We start from the raw sequence: 19969 nt of genomic DNA, 5'->3' as shown, positions 1-19969 counted from the left end.
GCATCGCCCCGGAATGACGCTGGGGCCATCACCCCAACTCCTTCGCCAGCGTCTCCTTTTCCGGCAACGTCGCCTGAAACGCCGGCGTACCTTGCAACTTCTCGGCCAGCGCCTGCAGCCTGTTGCAACCGAGGGCGGCGAAGAACTTCGGCCGCTTGCCGCAGCCGAACAGCCAGAACACCGCGACCGTGATATCGGCCTGGGTCAGCTCGGGCCCCGTAAACCACGGCCCGGCAAATTGTCCGTCGAGCCAGCCAAAACCGTCGCGGACCTGCTTGTCGCAGCCGTCGAGCCACGGCTTGTGCCAAGCCTCGCGCGGCCGGAAGTGACGTTCATAGAGACCGGCGACCAGCTTTTCATTGGCGCCAAGTGCTACCGCCACCAGCGTCAGCACGCGACGGCGCTCGGCACCTGCGGCCGGCGTCAGCGACCGCGCGCCCGCCATCTGGTCGAGATGATCGAGAATGACCGCGCTGTCGACCAGCATCTCGCCATCGGCAAGCCTGAGTGCCGGAACCCGCGCAATCGGATTGAAGGCGGCCAGTTCCGCCTTGTCCGGGCCGAACGGCATCAGCGGCACATGATCGTAATCGATGCCGTAGAACCGCAAGGTCACCGCCACGCGGCGCACAAAGGGCGACGCATGGCGGCCATACAGCACCAGGTTCGTCAACGCATCATCTTCGGGCATGACGTTCCAGATTTCCTCAGTTACGCTAGGCTCAAGGCTTGCAGCTTCAAGGCTTGCAACAAAGCCAAAATGTCCGGGGAGGACAAGCGTGCATAAAGGGCGTGTCGTATTCGGCGCCATGGAGGAGGTCGTGTTCGGGCGACCGGCATCCGAGGCGGTGGTCGAGCAGATGGACCGGCTGGGCGCGCAACGCGCCTTCCTGATGGTCAGCGGGACACTCAACCGCGAAACCGATGAAATCGAGAAAATCCGCCGCGCCCTGGGGGCTCGCTATGCCGCCACCTTCGACGCGATGCCGGCGCACACGCCGCGCTCGGCGGTGATCGCCGCCGCCGATCAGGCGCGCGCCGCCAACGCCGACCTCATCGTCACGGTCGGCGGCGGTTCGATCACCGACGGCGCCAAGGCGGTACAGCTTTGCCTCGCCAATGACGTCCGGACCGTTGATGACATCGACCGGATCAGGGCAAGAAAAGGCGCACCGCCGCCGATGAATGCGCCTGTCGTGCGCCAGATCAGCGCGCCGACCACGATCGCCGGTGGCGACTTCAGCCACAGCGCGGGCGTCACCAACGAGACCACAAAAGTCAAAGAGGCGGTGCGCCATCCGCTGGCGATTCCGCGCGCGGTGATCCTCGATCCGGCGCTGGGATCGCACACGCCGGAATGGCTGTGGCTATCGACCGGCATTCGCGCCGTCGACCACTGCGTCGAGGCCATCTGCTCGGGCCAATCGCACCCCTACGCCGACGCGCAGACTGTGAAGGGGCTGTCGTTGCTGGCGCAGGCGCTGCCGCGGGTGAAAGCCGACGGCAACGATCTCGACGCAAGGATGGATTGCCAGATCGGAACCTGGCTTTCGATGGGCGGGCTGTCGTCCGGCGTGCCGATGGGCGCCAGTCACGGTATCGGCTATGTGCTGGGCGCCGAGTTCGGCGTGCCACACGGCTACACCTCCTGCGTGATGCTGCCGTTCGTGATGCGCTGGAACAAGCCCGTCAATGCCGAGCGCCAGGCAATGGTCGCCGCCGCGATGGGCCATCCGGGTGAGGATGCCGGCGACGTGCTTGATGCCTTCATTCGTGGTCTCGGCATGCCGCGCAGCCTGCACGAGGTCAAGGTCGGCCCCGAACATTTCGACCGCATCGCGCAGCAGGCGATGGCGACGCCCTGGGTGCCGCGCAACCCGCGCAAGATCGAGGGACCGGCGCAGGTGCGCGAAATTCTTGAACTGGCTGTATGAGAGGATTTTGAATTCGATGTACACCGGCAAGCACGCTCACCTTCGTCCGCTGCAACCCGCCTTCATCATGGCGAGCACCGGCGAGGCCGTCACCTATCGCGAACTCGATGCCCGCAGCAACCGGCTGGCGCACCTGTTCCGCAACCGCGGGCTCAAACGTCTCGATCACTATTCGATCTTCATGGAGAACAACAACCGCTATCTCGAATCCTGCGGTGCCGGCGAGAGATCGGGGCTCTATTACACCTGCGTGAATTCCTACCTGACCGCGAGCGAGCTCGCCTACATCCTGGCCAACAGCCAGTCGCGCATTCTGATCACCTCGAAAGCAAAACTCGATGTTGCGCGCGAGGCCTTGAAGGAATGCCCGAAGGTCGAACTCTGCATCGTCGTTGACGGAGAAGGCGAAAGCGATCGCATCGTCGGCCTGCAACGGGCGACGGCGGGCCTGCCGAACACGCCGATATCAGACGAAAGCAACGGCACCGCGATGCTGTATTCGTCCGGCACCACCGGCCGGCCAAAGGGTATTCTGCGACCGTTGCCGGAACAGCCGGCCTCGCAGCAACTGCCGCTGTTCGATTTCCTGCAGAAGCTGTGGCACTACCGCGAAGGCATGGTCTATCTGTCGCCGGCGCCGCTCTATCATTCGGCGCCGCAGGCCGCCGTCAATCTGACGATCCGCAACGGCGGCACCGTCGTCATCATGGAGAGTTTCGACCCCGAGCGTTATCTCGCGCTGGTCGAGCAATGGGGCATCACCCATACCCAGCTGGTGCCGACGATGTTCTCGCGGATGCTGAAGCTGCCGACCGAGGTCCGCCAGCGCTACGACCTGTCCTCGCTCGAAATCGCGATCCACGCCGCGGCGCCCTGCCCCGCGGCGGTCAAGGACGAGATGATCAGATGGTGGGGACCGATCATCCATGAATATTACGGCGCCACCGAAGGGCTCGGCTTCACCGCCTGCGACAGCGAGCAGTGGCTGGCCCATCGCGGCACCGTCGGCAAGGTGCTGCTCGGCGACCTGCATATCCTCGACGCGAACATGCAGCCGAGCCCGAAGGGAACGCCAGGCACGGTATGGTTCAAGACCGCGACGCCGTTCGAATATTTCGGCGATCCGGCCAAGACCCAGGAGTCGCGCTCGCCCGACGGCAGCATGAGCACCGTCGGCGACGTCGGCTATGTCGACGACGACGGCTATCTGTATCTGACCGATCGCGCCACGTTCATGATCATCTCCGGCGGCGTCAATATCTATCCGCAGGAATGCGAGAACCTCTTGATCACCCACCCCAAGATCGCCGACGCCGCGATGTTCGGCGTGCCCAATCCGGATCTCGGCGAGGAAGTGAAGGCGGTGGTGCAGCCGATGCCCGGGGTTGAGCCGGGGCAGGCGCTGGCGGACGAACTGATCGCGTTCTGCAGCCAGTCGCTGTCGCGCCAGAAAGTGCCGCGCTCGATCGATTTCGAGGCCGAACTGCCGCGGCTGCCGACCGGCAAGCTCTACAAGCGTCTGCTGCGCGACCGCTACTGGGGCAGCAAGACCTCGCGGATCGTGTGACGAGACGGAACGCGCCCGTGAAACGGGTGAGGCATATTGGCGCGAGCCGTTGCCATCCGTGGCCGGCCGAAACGCGGGCGATGCGCGAATTCCCCGCAAATAGCGCGAATAGCCCGCCCACAAGTTCCGCAACGCGAACTGGCGTAGTCCGAATTGCCAATCCCTGCATCGGCTTGGCCGGTTGCCCCGACGCTCCGCCATGCTATCGTCGCCGGCAATCGGCCAATTGAGACCGAAGCTCGAGGAGGGACCATGCGGAGCGTTCGCGCGCTTGCCGCTGCGGCATTGTTGTTGCTGCCGGCGTATCATGTTGCATCGGCTGAGGAGCCGAAGCACGGCGGCATCCTCCGATTCTATCACCGCGACAGTCCGGGCAGTGCCTCGATCCACGAGGGCGCGACCTATTCGGTCAACATCCCCTTCATGCCCGTCTACAACAATCTCGTCATCTACAATCAGCACGTCGCCCAGAACAGCATCGAATCGATCGTCCCGGAACTCGCCGAGAGTTGGGCCTGGAGCAGCGACAACAAGACCCTGACCTTCAAATTGAGACAGGGCGTCAAGTGGCACGACGGCAAGCCCTTCACCTCCGCCGACGTCAAATGCACCTTCGACATGCTGATGGGCAAGTCGCCGCAGAAGTTCCGGCAGAACCCGCGCAAGTCCTGGTACGATCAGGTCGACGACGTCGTCACCAATGGCGATTACGAGGCATCGTTCAAGTTAAAACGGCCGCAGCCGGCCCTGCTGGCGCTGCTCGCTTCCGGTTATACGCCCGTCTATCCCTGCCACGTCTCGCCGGGCGACATGCGCACCAAGCCGATCGGTACCGGCCCGTTCAAATTCGTCGAGTTCAAGGCCAATGAATCGATCAAGCTCACCAGGAACACCGACTACTTCAAGAAGGGCCTGCCTTATCTCGACGGCATCGAATTCACCATCATCCCCAACCGCTCGACGGCTATACTCGGCTTCATCTCCGGCCAGTTCGACATCACGCTGCCGACCGAAGTGACGATCCCCATGATCAAGGACGTCAAATCGCAAGCCCCAAAGGCGGTTTGCGTCGTGGAACCAAATAACGTTTCGACCAATATCATCGTCAATTCGTCCTCGCCGCCGTTTGACAATATCGACATCCGCCGCGCTTTGGCGCTGGCACTCGACCGCAAGGCGTTCATCTCGATCATGTTCGAGGGACAGGGTGATATCGGCGGCACCATGGAACCGGCCCCCGCCGGGCAATGGGCGATGCCGAAGGAAATGCTGGAATCGATCCCCGGCTACGGCCCCGACATCAACGCCAACCGCGAGGAAGCGCGCAAGCTGATGCAAAAGGCGGGCTACGGTCCGGACAAGCATCTGCAAATCAAGGTCTCGACCCGTAACATTCCGATCTACCGCGATCCTGCCGTCATCCTGATCGACCAGATCAAGAGCATCTATATCGACGGCGAACTCGAGGTCGTCGACACCGCGCAATGGTTTCCAAAGGTCGCGCGCAAGGATTATGCGCTCGGACTGAACCTCACCGGCAACGCCGTCGATGATCCCGATCAATCCTTCTACGAGAACTATTCCTGTGGTTCCGAGCGGAACTACACCAACTATTGCAACAAGGAGATCGAAAAGCTGTTCGACCAGCAGTCGCAGGAAACCGACGTCGCCAAGCGCAAGAAGATGGTCTGGGACATCGACAAGAAGTTGCAGGAAGACGTGGCCCGCCCCATCATCTTCCACGCCCGTACCGGGACCTGCTGGCAACCTTACGTCAAGAACATTACCATCATGTCCAACAGCTCCTATAACGGCTATCGTTACGAAGACGTCTGGATGGACAAGTAGCGTCCAGCCGCGACAAGCGAGACGCTCAGGGAGAAACGTCAGGTGTTTGCTTATATCGTGCGACGCCTCGCCTTGATGCTCGTGACCCTGATCGGGATCTCGATCATCATCTTTGTGCTGCTGCGCGTCGTGCCCGGCAACATCGTCGACATCCTGTTCGACGCCGCCGGCTTCGTCGATCCCGCCGACAAGGCCAACCTGGAAAAGGAACTCGGCCTCAACCTGCCGCTCTACGTGCAATATTTGCACTGGATCGGCGGGCTGCTGCACGGCGACCTCGGCTATTCCTACGTGTCGGAAAAGCCGGCCCTGCAGGAGATCCTGCCACGGATTCCGATCACCGCGCGGCTCGCCGGCCTGGCGCTATTGTTCTCCGCCTCGATGGGCATTCCCTTGGGCGTCATCAGCGCGGTGCATCAGGGCTCGCGGCTGGATTACGCTCTGCGCATCGTCAGCCTGAGCGGGCTGTCGCTGCCGTCGTTCTGGCTCGGGCTGTTGATCCTGATGGCGTCGGTCTCGCTGTTCGGCACCATGCCGATCTACAATCCGAATCCGAAAACCTGGACCGAGGCGATCGCGATCTATTGCGTGCCGGCGATGGCGGTCGGGTTCCGCAGCGCCGCGCTGACCATGCGCATCACCCGCTCCTCGATGCTCGAAATCCTGCGGCAGGACTACATCCGCACCGCGCGCGCCAAGGGCGCTTCCGAGGCCTCGGTCAATTATCGCCACGCGCTGAAGAATGCCATTCTGCCCGTCATCACCGTGATCGGCATCGAGGCCGCCTTCCTGATCGGCGGCCTGATCGTGACCGAGACCGTGTTCAACATTCCCGGCGTCGCCCGCTTCCTGGTGGAAGCGCTGCGCTGGCGCGACTACCCGATCGTGCAGAACCTCGTGATGCTGATCGCCGTGGTCGTGGTGTTCGCCAACTTCACCGTCGACATGCTGTACGCCGCGATCGATCCACGCATCCGGTATACGGATTAGGAGCCGCCGCTTGACTTCGATCAACTACGACAGCGAGCTCAAACGCGCCGGCGCCCATTCGACGCATGGCTGGCGCCGGCTGACGTTTCTCGCGCAACGCTACGTGCTCGGCACCTTCGGCCTGTTCATCATGCTGCTGTTCGTCTGGGTGGCGATCTCGGCCGACCTGATCAGCCGCTACGATCCGCTCAGCGTCGATTCCGCCCACCGGCTGGCGTCGCCCGACTGGCGGCACTGGATGGGAACGGATTCGTTCGGCCGCGACGTCTGGAGCAGGATCGTCCACGGCGCGCGCATTTCGCTGGCGGTCGGCATCGGCTCGACCTTCCTGGGGTCTTCGATCGGCGTGATGGTCGGCCTCGCCTCGGGCTACCTGTCGGGCTGGGTCGACCTGGTGTTCCAGCGGGTCACCGATATCCTGCAGGCGCTGCCGCTTTTGGTGCTGGCGCTGGTCATGACGGCAGCACTCGGCCCGTCGCTGCCGAACGTGATCATCGCCATTGCGATCCCGCTGATCCCGACGGTGGCCCGCGTCATCCGCGCCAACACGCTGGCGCTGCGCGAACTGCCGTTCGTCGAAGCCGCCAAATCGATCGGCATGAGTGAAACCCGCATCGCGCTCCGTCACGTGCTGCCGAATACGCTGGCGCCGCTGATCGTGCTGGCGACGGCGCAGCTCGGCTCCACCATCCTCACCGAAGCCTCGCTGTCGTTCCTCGGCCTCGGTATTCCCGAACCCTATCCGTCATGGGGCCGCATGCTGTCGGAATCGGCGGCGGAATATGTCCGCACCGCGCCGTGGCTGGTGATCTTCCCGGGCATCGCGATCAGCCTCGCGGTGTTCGGCACCAACCTGTTCGGCGACGCGCTGCGCGACATCCTCGACCCGAGGCAGCGCGGCTGATGACCGGGGCACAGGCGGAAGAAACGGTTCTCGACGTCCGGAACCTGCAGACGGTGTTCTTCACCAATTCGGGGCTGTTCCGGGCGGTCGACGACGTGTCGTTCACCGTCCGCCGCGGCGAAACGCTGGCGATCGTCGGCGAATCCGGTTGCGGCAAGAGCGTGACCGCGCTGTCGATCATGCGGCTGGTGCCCGACCCGCCGGGCCGGATCGTCGGCGGCTCGGTGACGCTGGAAGGCACCGACCTGCTCAGCCTCGACGAGGCCGAGATGCGCAAGATCCGGGGCAACCGGATCTCGATGATTTTCCAGGAGCCGATGACGTCGCTCAATCCGGTGATGCGGATCGGCGACCAGATCACCGAAGTGGTGCAACTGCACCAGACCATGAGCAACAAGCAGGCGTGGGCCAAGGCGGTCGAGATGCTGCGCCTGGTGCGGATTCCCGAACCGGAGCGGCGCGCGCAGGAATATCCGCATCAATTGTCCGGCGGCATGCGCCAGCGCGCCATGATCGCGATGGCGCTGGCGTGCCGGCCGGCGCTGTTGATTGCGGACGAGCCGACCACCGCGCTCGACGTCACCATCCAGGCACAGATCCTGGCGCTGATCGTCGACCTGCAGAAGACGCTCGGCACCGGGCTGGTGCTGATCACGCACGATCTCGGCGTCGTGGCGCAAACCGCGCAGCGCGTCATCGTGATGTATGCCGGCAAGAAGGTCGAGGAAGCCACCGTCGAGGATCTGTTCGAGAACCCGCTGCATCCCTATACCCGCGGACTGATGGCCTCGATGCCGGCCGTGATTTCGCTTGAAGCCAAGGCCGATGCGCGACTGACCGAAATCCCCGGCATGGTGCCGTCGCTGACCAACCTGCCGGTGGGCTGCGCCTTCGCGCCGCGCTGCAGTCTTGCGATCGACCGCTGCCGTGCCGAATATCCGCCGCTGGAGGAATTCGGCGGCAAACATCTGGCGGCGTGCTGGCGCGCGGCGGAAACGGTGGCCGCGCCATGACCGACACACCCCTGCTGGAGGTCACCGACCTCGTCAAACATTATGCGGTGCGCGGCGGCGTGCTGCGCCGTCGCATCGGCACCGTGCATGCGGTCGACGGCGTCAGCTTCTCGGTCGGCAAGGGCGAAACGCTGGGTCTCGTCGGCGAGTCCGGCTGCGGCAAGTCGACGGTGGCGCGCGCCGTGCTGCGGCTGGTGGAACCGTCCAGCGGCGCCATCAAGCTGAACGGCACCGATATCACCGGCCTCAGCAAGGCGGAGATGCGGCCGCATCGACGCTCGATGCAGATCGTGTTCCAGGACCCGTTCGCCTCGCTCAACCCGCGCATGACCGCCGGCGATATCGTCGGCGAACCGCTCAGCGTGCATGGGCTGGCGACCGGCCGCGAGAAGCAGGCACGCGTCGCCGAACTGTTCGCGCAGGTCGGACTACGTCCCGACCAGATGAAGAACTATCCGCATCAGTTCTCCGGTGGACAACGGCAGCGCATCTGCATTGCCCGCGCGCTGTCGCTCGGGCCGAGCCTGATTGTATGTGACGAACCGGTGTCGGCGCTCGACGTCTCTATCCAGGCGCAGGTGATCAATCTCTTGATCGACCTGCAGCGCAAGCACGGCTTCTCCTACCTGTTCATCGCGCATGACCTCGCCGTGGTCGCCCATATCAGCCACCGCGTCGCGGTGATGTATCTCGGCCGCATCGTCGAGATATCAGACAAGACCGAGCTGTTCGCCAACCCGCGTCATCCCTATACGCAGGCGTTGCTGGCCTCGGTGCCGATTGCCGACCCCAAGGCGAAAAAGCTCGCGCCTGGCATCGACGGCGACGTGCCAAGCCCGATCAACCCGCCGCCCGGATGCGCGTTCCACACCCGCTGCCGCTATGTGATGGACCGCTGCAAGGTGGAACGTCCGGTGCTGAAGGAAGCGGGCGCGAAGCACGAGGTGGCGTGCTGGCTGAACGACGGAACGGGGCGACCGGGATAAACTCTCTATTGTCGTCCCGGCGAACGCTCCCCCGTCATTGCGAGCGAAGCGAAGCAATCCATTGTGCCGCGAAGGAAGCATGGATTGCTTCGTCGCTTCGCTTTTCGCAATGACGGCCGAGAGAATTAGACCGCCGCCTCGATCTCCACGACGATCTTCCCCGTCGTCACCTGCTCGCCCTCGGCGACATCAATTGCCAAGACCATGCCGGCAACGCCGGCCGTGTGCACGTGCTCCATCTTCATCGCTTCCAGCGTCATCACCGGTTGCCCCGCCGCGACCTTGTCGCCCGGCTTCACCAGCACCGCGACGACGCGGCCGTTCATCGCCGCGCGCACCTTGCCGTCGCCACCGCTGGCAGCGGCCGAGACCGGGGCCGCCAGCGTCAGGTCGCGGACGCCGATCGTGACGCCGCGATGCAGAACATAGAGCTGGTCGCCATCGCGCAGGAATCTTGCGGATTCCATCGTCCCGTTGAAACGAAAGCGAATTGTATCGCGGCCCAGTTCATCGATTTCGAAGCGCTGCTCGCCACCCTCGAAGGACGCCAGATAGCCGCCGTCGCGTTCGCGCACGATGTCGACCTCGTGCACGCCATGACCAAGATCGATCCGCGTCGTCAACGGAAACGCCGCCACCAGGGAACGCCCGGGACGCCAGGGCGGCGCGTTCGGATGGGTCGCATAAAGCAGCAACGCGGCCAGCGCGGCCTCCGCTCTGTCATCGGCACGCGGCACCAGCAGCTCGCCACGATGATTGCCGATGAAGGCCGTCGTCGCCTTACCCGCGGCAAAACCGGGATGACGCAGGCAGGAGATCAGGAAGCCCTGATTGGTGGTAACGCCGAAGGCCGCGGTCTGCTCCAGGCCGCAGATTAGCTTGCCGCGCGCCTCGTTGCGGTCGGTTCCATGGCTGATGACCTTGGCGATCATCGAATCGTAGAACGGCGGAATCTCGGAACCCGACTGCAGCGCATGCTCGACACGGACGCCCTCGGGCATCTGCCACAGCGCCATCCTGCCGGATTGCGGCATGAAATCATGGTCGGCGTCTTCCGAACACAACCGCACCTCGATCGCATGGCCGGAGAATTTGATATCCTCCTGCACCAGTCCGAGCGGCTCGCCGCTGGCGACGCGCAGTTGCAGCTCGACCAGATCGAGCCCGGTGATCGCCTCGGTGACGGGATGCTCGACCTGCAACCGCGTATTCATTTCCATGAAATAGAACTCGCCGTTCGGGTCGAGCAGGAATTCCAGCGTGCCGGCGCCCTCGTAGCGCAGCGCCCTCACCGCATCGACGGCGACCGCGCCCATCCGTGCCCGCAGTCTCGGCGTCACCGCCGGAGACGGCGCTTCCTCGATCAGTTTCTGGTGCCGGCGTTGCACCGAGCAATCGCGCTCGCCGAGATGAATGGCGTTGCCGTAGCGGTCGCCAAACACCTGGACCTCGATATGCCGGGGATCGACAATGGCGCGCTCCAGGATCACGGTGGGATCGCCGAACGCACCCTGCGCCTCGGAGCGCGCACTGCGCAGCGCGTCCGGAAACGCAGCCGCGTCCGCGACCAGCCGCATGCCGCGCCCGCCGCCGCCGGCGACGGCCTTGATCATCACGGGAAAGCCGATCTTTTTGGCCTCCTTCAGCATCGCGGCGTCGCTCTGGTCCGCGCCCTGATAACCGGGCACGCAGGGAACGCCGGCCTTCAGCATGATGTCCTTGGCACCGGCCTTATTACCCATCGCCCGGATCGCTTCCGGCGACGGTCCGATGAACACCAGCCCGGCGTCGCGGCAGGCCTGCGCAAAATCTTCGTTCTCGGCGAGGAAGCCATAACCGGGATGCACCGCGCCGGCGCCGGAGGCCTTTGCCGCAGCGATGATGGCGTCGATCCGCAAATAGGATTGCGACGGCAATGCCTCGCCGATACGCACCGCCTGATCGGCCTCGCGGACATGCAGCGCATCGCGGTCGGCATCGGAATAGACTGCAACCACGCCATAGCCGAGCCGGCGCGCGGTGCGCATGATCCGCAGCGCGATCTCGCCGCGATTGGCGATCAGTATCTTGAAGAACGGCGTCCGCTTCATCATGGTCATGGGCGCGCGACCGAGAATTGCATGCGCTGGGGGATGCGCGCCTCGGCCTCGCGGCAGATCGCCAGCACCTCCGAGAGCACGCTGCGGGTATCGCGCGGGTCGATCACGCCGTCGTCGAGCACGCGCGCGCTGGTCGAGAACACGTCCATCTGGCCGTCGAACACGCCTGTTATCTGGGCCTTCATCGCGTCGAGCTTTTCCTTTTCGATCGGCTTGCCGCGCCTGATAGCTGCGGCCTCGGTCACGATCGCCATGGTTTCGGCCGCCTGTTCGCCGCCCATAACCGCGGTCTTGGCGTTGGGCCAGGAGAAGCAGAAGCGCGGATGGAAGCCGCGGCCGCACATGCCGTAATTGCCGGCGCCGAACGATGCGCCGCAATAGATGGTGATCTGCGGCACTGTCGCCGAAGTGACGGCCTGGATCATCTTGGAGCCATGCTTGATCATGCCGGCTTCCTCATAGGCCTTGCCCACCATGTAGCCAGTCGTGTTGTTCATGTAGAGAATCGGCGTGCGCGACTGGCAGCAGGCCTGGATGAAATGCGTTGCCTTGTTGGCGCCGGGCACATCGAGCGGCCCGTTGTTGGTGATGATCCCGATCGCCTGGCCCTCGATACGGGCGTGACCGCAGACGGTGGCGGGACCGTAATTGGCGCCGAATTCGGTAAAGTCGGAATCGTCGATGATCCGCGCGATCACCTGCCGCATGTCGACGGGGCGCTTGTGGTCCATCGCCATGATGCCGAGCAGTTCTTCCTGGTCGTAACGCGGCGGGCGCCAGGCGGGCTCAGTCGGCTTCGGCCGGTCCCATTCCAGATTGGCCATGATGTCGCGCGCGATGCGCAACGCGTCGCGGTCGTCTTCGGCGAGATAATCGCCGAGCCCGGAAATCGAGGTGTGCATCTCGGCACCGCCGAGTTCCTCCTCGGTCGCAATCTCGCCGGTGGCGGCCTTGAGCAGCGGCGGCCCGGCCAGGAAGGCGCGGGTGCGACCGCGCACCATCACGATGTAATCGGACAGTCCCGTTTGATAGGCGCCGCCTGCCGTCGACGAGCCGTGAGTCACGGTGACCACGGGTAGACCTGCAGCGGACAGCCGCGCCAAATTGCGAAAAATGTTGCCGCCGCGAACGAAATCCTCGACGCGGTAACGCAGCAGATTGGCGCCGGCGCTTTCGACCAGTTGCACGTAAGGCAGCTTGTTCTCCAGCGCCAGTTCCTGCACCCGTATCGTCTTGTCGAGCCCATAAGGCTGCAGCGCGCCGGCATCGATGCCGGAATCATTGGCGCTGATCATGCAGCGGATGCCGGCGACGAAGCCGATCCCGGCGATCAACCCGCCACCGGGGACGCTCTTGTCCGCGTCCGGCACGTCGAACATGTAGCCGGCAAGCGTCGACAGTTCGATAAAGGGCGTGCCGGGATCGAGCACCAGCGCCACGCGCTCGCGCGGCAGCAACTGGCCGCGCTTGTGGAAGCGATCCTTGGCGCCGGCGGAAGCGGCTCGCGTTCGCTCCTCCAGCATGCGCATCCGCGCGATCAGCGCCAGCATGCCGTCGCGGTTGGCCTTGTAAGCGGCCCCGCCGGTCGCAATCGTCGATTCAAGGATAGCCATGAATTATCTCACTCCGTCATTCCGGGATGGTCCGAAGGACCAGACCCGGAATCTCGAGATTCTCCGATGTGCAATTGCACATCGGAGTTCGACGCTTCGCGCCGCCCCGGAATGACGTTGATAGGGTTGACCATCATCACGCACTCTTCCCGGTAAAATGTTCGCTGAAGGACTGGCGCAATTCTACCTTGCGCAATTTCCCGGTCGCGGTCATCGGCATTTCGTCGAGGATGCGAATGAATTTCGGCACCTGGAAGCCGCCGAGATGCTTGCGGCAATGTTCGGCAATCGCGGCTTCATCGGCCTGGGCACCCGGCTTCAGCTTGACGAAGGCGGATACCGCCTCGCCCCATTGCGGATGCGGCAGGCCGACGACCGCGGCGTTCTGCACCGCGGGATGGGCCAGCAGCGTCTCCTCGATCTTGACGGAGGCGACGTTCTCACCGCCGGACTTGATCATGTCCTTCTTGCGGTCGAGGAACAGCACCTCGCCGTGCGCGTCGATCAAGGCGAGGTCGCCGGTATGATGCCAGCCGAACTTGCGCGCCTCTTCGGTCGCCTTCGGGTCCTTGTAGTAGCCCATCATCACGTTCGGCCCGCGATGCACGAGTTCGCCGGCCTCGCCGCGCGGCAGCAGGTTGCCGTTGTCGTCCATAATAGCGGTCTCGTTGACGATCAGCGATTCACCCCAGTAATTGCCGAAGCGTTCGAGTTGGCGGTCCGGTTGCGACATCGTGGTGGCCGGATACATCTCGGTCTGACCCGAGGTGAGCACGAAGTTCGGACACATGTCTGATATCGCGCGCTCCAGCAGCGGACGGCCCATCGGCGCCATGGTGTAGATGCAGGTCCGCAAGCCCGAGAGGTCGAACTCCTTGCGGCGCGGGTGATCGAGGATGGCCTGGTACATCAGCGACAGCCCGACGAATACCGTGAGCTTGTCGCGGACGATGGCTTCCATGCAGACCACGGGATCGAAACCGCGCATCAGCGCCATCCGCCCGCCGACCGACAGATAGCTCAGCAGCAGCACATGGCCGGCGCAATGGAACAGCGGAAACTGCCCGGTGATGCCGTCTTCGCGGCCGAGCTTCATCTCGATGGCGTTGCTCATCACGGCCATCACCACGGCCAGGTGGCAATGCATCGCGCCCTTCGGCCGCGAGGTGGTGCCCGAGGTGTAGATGATCATCGCGAGGTCGCGGTCGTCGAAATCGATCTCGGGTTCGATCTCGGACTGGTCCTTGATCAGATCGGTGAAGTTCTCAAGCCCCGTCGCTGCGACGTTGCCGGCGAGATCGATCGCGATCATCTGCATGCCGCGCCTTTCCAGCGCGGCGCGGCGGTCGGGCTGCGCATGCATGACATCGTCGATCAATGCGAAGCGAACCTCGGCATGGTCGAGGATGTAGTCCATATCGACCGGGCCGAGCATGGTGTTGATGGGCACCCAGACCAGGCCGGCGCGGTGAATGCCGAACAGCGCTTTGACGAATTCGACCGAGTTGTTGCAGATCGTCGAAATCTTGTCGCCCGGCCTCAACCCGCGTCCAACAAGATAGTTGGCGAAGCGGTTGGCGTCGCGCTCGATCTCGGTGAAGGTGACGCGGCGCGCGCCGTCGGTCAGCGCCACGCGATCGGGAAACCGCGCCGCCGCGCGCTTGAGCAAATCGCCGATCGCGACGCGGCCGATCCGGCCCGGCCCAGGCACGCCGCCGGTTGCGGTGAGGTTGGTCATGCCGATGATCTCCTCTTGTCGTTCCGGGGCGTCCGAAGGACGAACCCGGAACCTCGAGATTCCGGGTTCGATGCTTCGCATCGCCCCGGAATGACGGTGTGTGCCGTTAATGCCTGGTCCCGAAAATCTGCCGCGCTTCGGCGGGGCTGGCGATCTCGCGGCCGGCGCGCCGGGCACAGGCGGCGATGGCTTCGATCAACTGCCCGTTCGAGGTCACTTTGGTGCCGTCGGCGAGATAGAAGGTGTCTTCGAGGCCGGTGCGCAGGTGGCCGCCCAAATCAGCGCAGCGCTGGTGCAGCGGCCAGATTTCGCCACGCCCGATCGCGGTGACCTGCCAGCGCGCATCCGGTAGCTTCAGCTTCAACAGGATCGGCAGCAGTTCCGGATCGGCCGGCATGCCGGAGGCGACGCCCATCACGAAATTATACTCCAGCGGCCCGGCATACATCCCGGTCTGCCGGTACATGTTGACGCAGCGCACGATGCCGACGTCGAAGCATTCGAATTCCGGGATCGTCCCGGCCACTTTCATGACGTCGAGATAGTCCTGCACCTTCTCGACCGCGTTATCGAACATCATCGGCGGCCATGCCCAGGTATTGTCGGACTTGACCTTGAGATAGTTCAGCGAGCCGGCGTTGCAGGCCGCGATCTCGGGCCTGGTCTCGCGCACACAATCGAGCGCGCCTTGATAATTCGGCCCCGACGTACCCGTGGTGTGGTTGATGATGACGCCCGGACAGGCCTCGCGGATCGCCTGCTGGATCTCTTTTGACACGCTGACGTCCCAAGACGGCAGGTGGCCCTTGTTCGGCTCCTGCTGGCGCAGATGGACATGCATGACGCTGGCGCCGGCGTTGAACGCGGCCTTGGCCTCGCGCGCCATCTGCTCGGGCGTGACAGGCACGTTGTGCTGTTTCGGATCGGTCAGCACGCCGTTCAGCGAGCAGGTAATGACGGCCTTGTCGCCCATGGATCAGCCTTTTGATGTGCGGAAGCTTTGGATTGCTTTCGCGATCATGCGGCCGGCATCAACTGGCTTCTTGCGTCCATGCGCTATTGTCGGCCTCGGTGCGACCGCTCGAATAGATCGCAAGGTCGCGCGAGCCGGAAAAGATCGCCCGCGGCTTCAAGCCGTAGAAGCGGCGGATCGAGTGGCTGAAATGCGTCGAGTCGGGATAGCCGATATCCTGCGCGAGATGCGCGAGGTTGATGTCCTGGTTGGCGAAGTGCAGCAGATGCCGCGCGCGCTTCCAGGCGCGGAACGAGCGGAACGAGATTCCGGTCTCTTCCTTGAACAGATGCAGGAAGCGCGACGGCGACAGCCCCGCCTCCGCGGCGCAGCTTGCCGCCGTCACCGGTTCGCCGCAGAATTTTCCGATCTGCACGATCGAGCGCGCCACCCGCGGATCGAGCGCGCGTCGCGGCAGCGCCTCGCCGAGGCACAGGCAATCGAATTCGGCATTGGAGATATCGTCGCTGCCATCGTCATTGCCCTGGCGCTCGCGTAAAGCGCGATGGGCGGCGCGAATCCGGTTGGCGAAATGTTCGCTCTCGGGTCCCGAGAGACGCTTGACGAGATCCTCGAAGACACCCGGGGGAACGCTTTCCGGCTCGATCACGAGACTGATCACTGAGCGGTAGTCGCTGGCGATGGTGTGCCGGACGTTCGGCAACACGGCGGCCAGTTCACAAAAGGTCTCACGGCCGTCGGCAGTGGTGAGCCACAGCCCGCCCTCGATCGCGACATAGATATTGAAGGCGCCCGAGCAGCGCGCCCGCGGGCGGCCGAGCAGGCCCGCGTAAAACACGCGTTCCGGGGTGATCAGCATCAGGTGGCCGGATTTGTGACCGCTCTTGTGACCGATGTCGTCCATGGCAGATCCTCCTCGCGCGGCTCTTAGGCCGCTGCGACGGGGTCAACCATAGCGCAAAATGGGGGGCTGACCAGACGAACAAAAACGGTCATTCCGGGGCGCGAAGCGAACCTCAGGGGTGCAATTGCACCCCGGGGATTCTCGAGATTCCGGGTTCGATGCTTCGCATCGCCCCGGAATGACGGCAACCCATCAGGGCCGCACCCTGGCCTTCACACCCTGTTCGACACCGGCCTTTTGTTCCGCCGCCACGGCGCGCTTGTAACCGTCGCGTTGCTGCAACCGGTCCCAATATGCCCTGACATTGGGCCCAAAATCCTTGGCGAGCCCGATGTTACCGGCCAAACGCAGCGCGTAGCCGATCGCGATATCGGCGGCGGTAAACCGGCCGGCGCACAGGGTCTCGGCGGTGGCTGTGGCGGCCTCGACCGCCCGGAGCCGGCCGAGAAACCATTTGGCGTAATCGCCGGAGACCTGCGGATTGCGGCGCTCTTCCGGCTCGAGCTGACTGTATCTCAGCACCAGCGTTTGCGGAAAGGTCAGCGTGGCGTCGCTGAAATACATCCAGTTGAGGAAGGCGCCGTAGGCCGGCTCATCCACCCCGACCACCAGCGGCGTCGGCCCATGCCGGGTGCCGAGGTAATGGCAGATGCCCGAGGATTCCGTCATCTTGGTCTCGCCATCGACCATGAAGGGAATGGTACCGAGCGGATTGATCGCCATGTATTCCTTGGCGAACACCCGCGGCGGGAACGGCAGCATTTTGAGTTCGTAAGGCAGCCCCTGCTCTTCCAGCATCCAGAGCGGACGAAACGAGCGTGCACCGTCGCAGTGATAGAGCGTGATCATCAGGCGTTCCCTTGAATTATTTCAGGTCAGTTTAAGACAGGCGCGGCGCGAGCACCATGGAGCGCATGTCAGCCGTTGCTGTGCTTTTTCAGTTCAAGACGCGCAATCTGGTTGCGATGGACTTCATCGGGGCCATCGGCCAGACGAAGCAGACGCGCCGTGGCATAGGCTGCCGCCAGTCCGAAATCGTTGCTGGTGCCGGCGCCGCCATGCGCCTGGATCGCCCAGTCGATGACCTGACAGGCCATGTTCGGCACCGCCACCTTGATCATCGCGATCTCGGCCCTTGCGGTTCGGTTGCCGACGGTATCCATCATGTGGGCGGCATGAAGGGTCAGGAGCCGCGACTGCTCGATCATGATGCGCGATTCCGCGATCCGCTCCTGCGTCACCGTTTGCTCCGAAACCGGCTTGCCGAAGGCAACCCGGCTCCGGGTCCGAACGCACATCTTCTCCAGCGTCCGTTCGGCAAGCCCGATCAACCGCATGCAGTGATGAATGCGGCCGGGGCCGAGACGCCCCTGCGCGATCTCGAAGCCGCGCCCCTCGCCGAGCAGCATGTTTGACGCGGGAACGCGCACATTGCTGAATACGACTTCCGACGCCCGGTCAGGCACGCCGTAGAATCCGAAAACGGGAATCGGCCGCAGAACCGTCACGCCTGATGTATCCATCGGCACCAGGATCATCGACTGCTGCCGATGGCGATCCGGGTTGGCGGGATCGGTCTTGCCCATGAAGATGCAGATCTTGCAGCGCGGGTCGGTGGCATTGGTCGTGTACCACTTGCGGCCGTTGATGACGTAGTCATCGCCGTCGCGGACGATCGAACTCTCGATATTGGTGGCGTCGCTGGAGGCAACGGCCGGTTCGGTCATGGCAAAGCAGGACCGGATTTCGCCTGATAGCAGCGGCTTCAGCCACCGCTCCTGATGCTCCCTGGTGCCATAGCGCGCCAGAACTTCCATGTTACCGGTGTCGGGCGCCGAGCAGTTGAACAGCTCGGGCGCCAGATGCGACCGCCCCATCACCTCGCACAGCGGCGCATATTCGAGATTGGTCAGGCCGGCGCCGCGCTCGCTTTCGGGCAGAAAGAGATTCCAGAGGCCGGCCTCACGGGCCTTTGGCTTCAACTCCTCGACAACAGGATAAACCTTCCACGGCCCCAGATCCTCGGCCTCCTTATAGAACCGCTCCTCGTTCGGATAGACATGGCGATCCATGAACGATTCAAGGCGATGCCTCAGCTCGGTGATCTTCTGGCTCTGTTCGTAGAACATGGTCACACCGTCCTTATTCCTTATTTTCCTGCCCTATTTCTTGGCGCCCGGCAGCGTGCCCATCATCTTGCACAGCACCGTCAGCATCACCTCGTCGGCGCCGCCGCCGATCGAGGTCAGGCGGCTGTCGCGATAGGCCCGGCTCACCGGCGTTTCGTTCATGAACCCCATGCCGCCCCAGAACTGCAGACAGGCATCGGTCAGTTCCCGGCCCAAACGTCCCGCCTTGAGTTTCGCCATCGTCGCCAGTCTTGTGACGTCCTCGCCCGCGACCAGCGCTTCGGCGGCGCGATAGATCAGCGCGCGCAGCAGCTCGACTTCGGTCTGCATTTCCGCCAGCTTGAAATGGACGGTCTGGTTGTCGAGGATCGATTTGCCGAACGCCTTGCGATTGCGGGTGTATTCGATCGTCTCATGGATGATGTATTCATGCGCCTTGAGGCAGGCGGCCGCGCCCCACAGCCGCTCCTCCTGGAACTGCACCATCTGGTAGGAAAAACCCTGGCCTTCCTCGCCGATGCGGTTGCGCTTCGGCACCCGGACGTTGTCGAAGAAGATTTGCGCGGTGTCGGAGGAACGCATGCCCATCTTGTCGAGCTTGCGCGCGATCTGGACGCCCTTGCTCTTCATGGGCACGCAGATCAGCGACTTGTTGCGATGGACCTGGCCGTCGCTGGTATTGGCGAGCAGGCAAATCCAGTCGGCCTGCGTGCCGTTGGTGATCCACATCTTGCCGCCATTGATGACATAGTCATCGCCATCGGAGCGGGCATTGGTCTTGATCGAGGCGACGTCGGAGCCGGCGCCCGGCTCCGACACGCCGATACAGGCCACCATGTCGCCCGCGATCGCGGGCGCCAGGAACTCGCGACGAACCTCATCGGAACCAAACCGCGCCAGCGCCGGCGTCGCCATGTCGGTCTGCACCCCGATCGCCATCGGCACGCCGCCGCAGGTGATGGCGCCGAGCTCTTCGGCCATCATCAGCGCATAGCTGTAGTCGAGCCCCTGACCGCCGAATTCGACGGGCTTGTTGAGGCCGAGAAAGCCGAGATCGCCGAGCTTCTTGAACAGCGCATGGGCGGGAAAGATATCCGCCTTCTCCCATTCGTCGACGAACGGATTGATCCCGGCCGCGATGAATTTCTGCAGGATGCGGCGCGGTTCGTCGTGGTCGGCGGTGAAGAGCATCTTTGTCCTCTCGTCATTCCGGGGCGATGCGAAGCGAGCGAACTACGATGTGCAATTGCACATCGGAGAAGTTCGACATT

At 63.6% G+C, this 19969-nt stretch carries 16 protein-coding genes; 7 read left to right on the top strand and 9 right to left on the bottom strand.

The features are described from left to right. Positions 1-28: 28 nt before the first annotated feature. A complete protein-coding gene (locus tag FFI89_RS03230; protein ID WP_168212765.1) occupies positions 29-691 on the bottom strand; it encodes a glutathione S-transferase family protein in 663 nt (220 codons plus the stop codon). A gap of 88 nt (positions 692-779) precedes the next feature. Between FFI89_RS03230 and FFI89_RS03225 the strand changes: the two genes are divergently transcribed. The 7 genes from FFI89_RS03225 (at position 780) to FFI89_RS03195 (ending at position 9242) form a co-directional block, all read left to right on the top strand. Further along, positions 780-1934, top strand: a complete 1155-nt coding sequence (locus FFI89_RS03225) for an iron-containing alcohol dehydrogenase (protein WP_168212764.1) — start codon at positions 780-782, stop codon at positions 1932-1934. A gap of 16 nt (positions 1935-1950) precedes the next feature. Further along, positions 1951-3501: an AMP-binding protein gene (locus tag FFI89_RS03220; RefSeq protein WP_138836051.1), complete on the top strand. Its 1551-nt coding sequence runs from the start codon at positions 1951-1953 to the stop codon at positions 3499-3501. A 252-nt stretch (positions 3502-3753) separates the two neighbouring features. Beyond that, positions 3754-5349 carry an ABC transporter substrate-binding protein gene (locus tag FFI89_RS03215; RefSeq protein ID WP_138832840.1) on the top strand — a complete coding sequence of 532 codons (1596 nt, stop codon included), beginning with the start codon at positions 3754-3756 and terminating at the stop codon, positions 5347-5349. Positions 5350-5391: 42 nt separating this feature from the next. Further along, positions 5392-6339, top strand: a complete 948-nt coding sequence (locus FFI89_RS03210; protein WP_138832838.1) for an ABC transporter permease — start codon at positions 5392-5394, stop codon at positions 6337-6339. Between the two features lie 10 nt (positions 6340-6349). Continuing rightward, on the top strand, positions 6350-7243 hold the full coding sequence (locus tag FFI89_RS03205) for an ABC transporter permease (protein ID WP_138832836.1): 894 nt from the start codon (positions 6350-6352) through the stop codon (positions 7241-7243). Continuing rightward, on the top strand, positions 7243-8256 hold the full coding sequence (locus FFI89_RS03200) for an ABC transporter ATP-binding protein (RefSeq protein WP_138832835.1): 1014 nt from the start codon (positions 7243-7245) through the stop codon (positions 8254-8256). Before FFI89_RS03205 ends, FFI89_RS03200 begins: the two co-directional genes overlap by 1 nt. Beyond that, entirely contained in the window at positions 8253-9242 is a 990-nt protein-coding gene (locus tag FFI89_RS03195; protein WP_138832833.1) for an ABC transporter ATP-binding protein, read from the top strand. The genes FFI89_RS03200 and FFI89_RS03195 overlap by 4 nt, the downstream gene beginning before the upstream one ends. A gap of 125 nt (positions 9243-9367) precedes the next feature. Here the strand turns inward: FFI89_RS03195 and FFI89_RS03190 are convergent, their stop codons facing one another. From FFI89_RS03190 to FFI89_RS03155, 8 genes are all read right to left on the bottom strand, one after another. Next, positions 9368-11332 carry an acetyl-CoA carboxylase biotin carboxylase subunit gene (locus FFI89_RS03190; protein WP_168213140.1) on the bottom strand — a complete coding sequence of 655 codons (1965 nt, stop codon included), beginning with the start codon at positions 11330-11332 and terminating at the stop codon, positions 9368-9370. Positions 11333-11337: 5 nt separating this feature from the next. Next, the gene (locus FFI89_RS03185; RefSeq protein ID WP_138832829.1) at positions 11338-12954 is read right to left on the bottom strand and encodes an acyl-CoA carboxylase subunit beta; all 1617 of its coding nucleotides are present in this window, start codon (positions 12952-12954) and stop codon (positions 11338-11340) included. Between the two features lie 136 nt (positions 12955-13090). Beyond that, positions 13091-14692, bottom strand: a complete 1602-nt coding sequence (locus tag FFI89_RS03180) for an AMP-binding protein (protein ID WP_138832827.1) — start codon at positions 14690-14692, stop codon at positions 13091-13093. Positions 14693-14798: 106 nt separating this feature from the next. After that, positions 14799-15665 carry a 3-keto-5-aminohexanoate cleavage protein gene (locus tag FFI89_RS03175; RefSeq protein WP_138832825.1) on the bottom strand — a complete coding sequence of 289 codons (867 nt, stop codon included), beginning with the start codon at positions 15663-15665 and terminating at the stop codon, positions 14799-14801. A gap of 58 nt (positions 15666-15723) precedes the next feature. Then, positions 15724-16569 (bottom strand): AraC family transcriptional regulator, encoded by an 846-nt coding sequence (locus FFI89_RS03170; protein WP_138832823.1) that lies wholly within the window; start codon positions 16567-16569, stop codon positions 15724-15726. Positions 16570-16761: 192 nt separating this feature from the next. Then, positions 16762-17418 carry a glutathione S-transferase family protein gene (locus tag FFI89_RS03165; protein ID WP_138832821.1) on the bottom strand — a complete coding sequence of 219 codons (657 nt, stop codon included), beginning with the start codon at positions 17416-17418 and terminating at the stop codon, positions 16762-16764. Positions 17419-17486: 68 nt separating this feature from the next. After that, complete coding sequence (locus FFI89_RS03160) at positions 17487-18698, bottom strand: acyl-CoA dehydrogenase family protein (RefSeq protein ID WP_138832819.1); 1212 nt, start codon at positions 18696-18698, stop codon at positions 17487-17489. 33 nt (positions 18699-18731) lie between these two features. After that, positions 18732-19889 (bottom strand): acyl-CoA dehydrogenase family protein, encoded by a 1158-nt coding sequence (locus FFI89_RS03155; protein ID WP_138832817.1) that lies wholly within the window; start codon positions 19887-19889, stop codon positions 18732-18734. Positions 19890-19969: the final 80 nt, after the last annotated feature.

It is taken from the genome of Bradyrhizobium sp. KBS0727 (assembly GCF_005937885.2).
In the GTDB taxonomy this organism is placed as follows: Bacteria; Pseudomonadota; Alphaproteobacteria; order Rhizobiales; family Xanthobacteraceae; genus Bradyrhizobium.
Note: the sequence above shows the minus strand (reverse complement) of the source record. Positions and strands in the feature narration are given on the sequence as shown.

Bases quoted from the DNA above. Each gene is read 5' to 3' on its own strand.
- FFI89_RS03230 (WP_168212765.1), bottom strand. From the start codon at position 691: ATGCCCGAAGATGATGCGTTGACGAACCTGGTGCTGTATGGCCGCCAT.
- FFI89_RS03220 (WP_138836051.1), top strand. From the start codon at position 1,951: ATGTACACCGGCAAGCACGCTCACCTTCGTCCGCTGCAACCCGCCTTC.
- FFI89_RS03215 (WP_138832840.1), top strand. From the start codon at position 3,754: ATGCGGAGCGTTCGCGCGCTTGCCGCTGCGGCATTGTTGTTGCTGCCG.
- FFI89_RS03200 (WP_138832835.1), top strand. From the start codon at position 7,243: ATGACCGGGGCACAGGCGGAAGAAACGGTTCTCGACGTCCGGAACCTG.
- FFI89_RS03195 (WP_138832833.1), top strand. From the start codon at position 8,253: ATGACCGACACACCCCTGCTGGAGGTCACCGACCTCGTCAAACATTAT.
- FFI89_RS03190 (WP_168213140.1), bottom strand. From the start codon at position 11,332: ATGAAGCGGACGCCGTTCTTCAAGATACTGATCGCCAATCGCGGCGAG.
- FFI89_RS03185 (WP_138832829.1), bottom strand. From the start codon at position 12,954: ATGGCTATCCTTGAATCGACGATTGCGACCGGCGGGGCCGCTTACAAG.
- FFI89_RS03180 (WP_138832827.1), bottom strand. From the start codon at position 14,692: ATGACCAACCTCACCGCAACCGGCGGCGTGCCTGGGCCGGGCCGGATC.
- FFI89_RS03175 (WP_138832825.1), bottom strand. From the start codon at position 15,665: ATGGGCGACAAGGCCGTCATTACCTGCTCGCTGAACGGCGTGCTGACC.
- FFI89_RS03170 (WP_138832823.1), bottom strand. From the start codon at position 16,569: ATGGACGACATCGGTCACAAGAGCGGTCACAAATCCGGCCACCTGATG.
- FFI89_RS03165 (WP_138832821.1), bottom strand. From the start codon at position 17,418: ATGATCACGCTCTATCACTGCGACGGTGCACGCTCGTTTCGTCCGCTC.
- FFI89_RS03160 (WP_138832819.1), bottom strand. From the start codon at position 18,698: ATGTTCTACGAACAGAGCCAGAAGATCACCGAGCTGAGGCATCGCCTT.
- FFI89_RS03155 (WP_138832817.1), bottom strand. From the start codon at position 19,889: ATGCTCTTCACCGCCGACCACGACGAACCGCGCCGCATCCTGCAGAAA.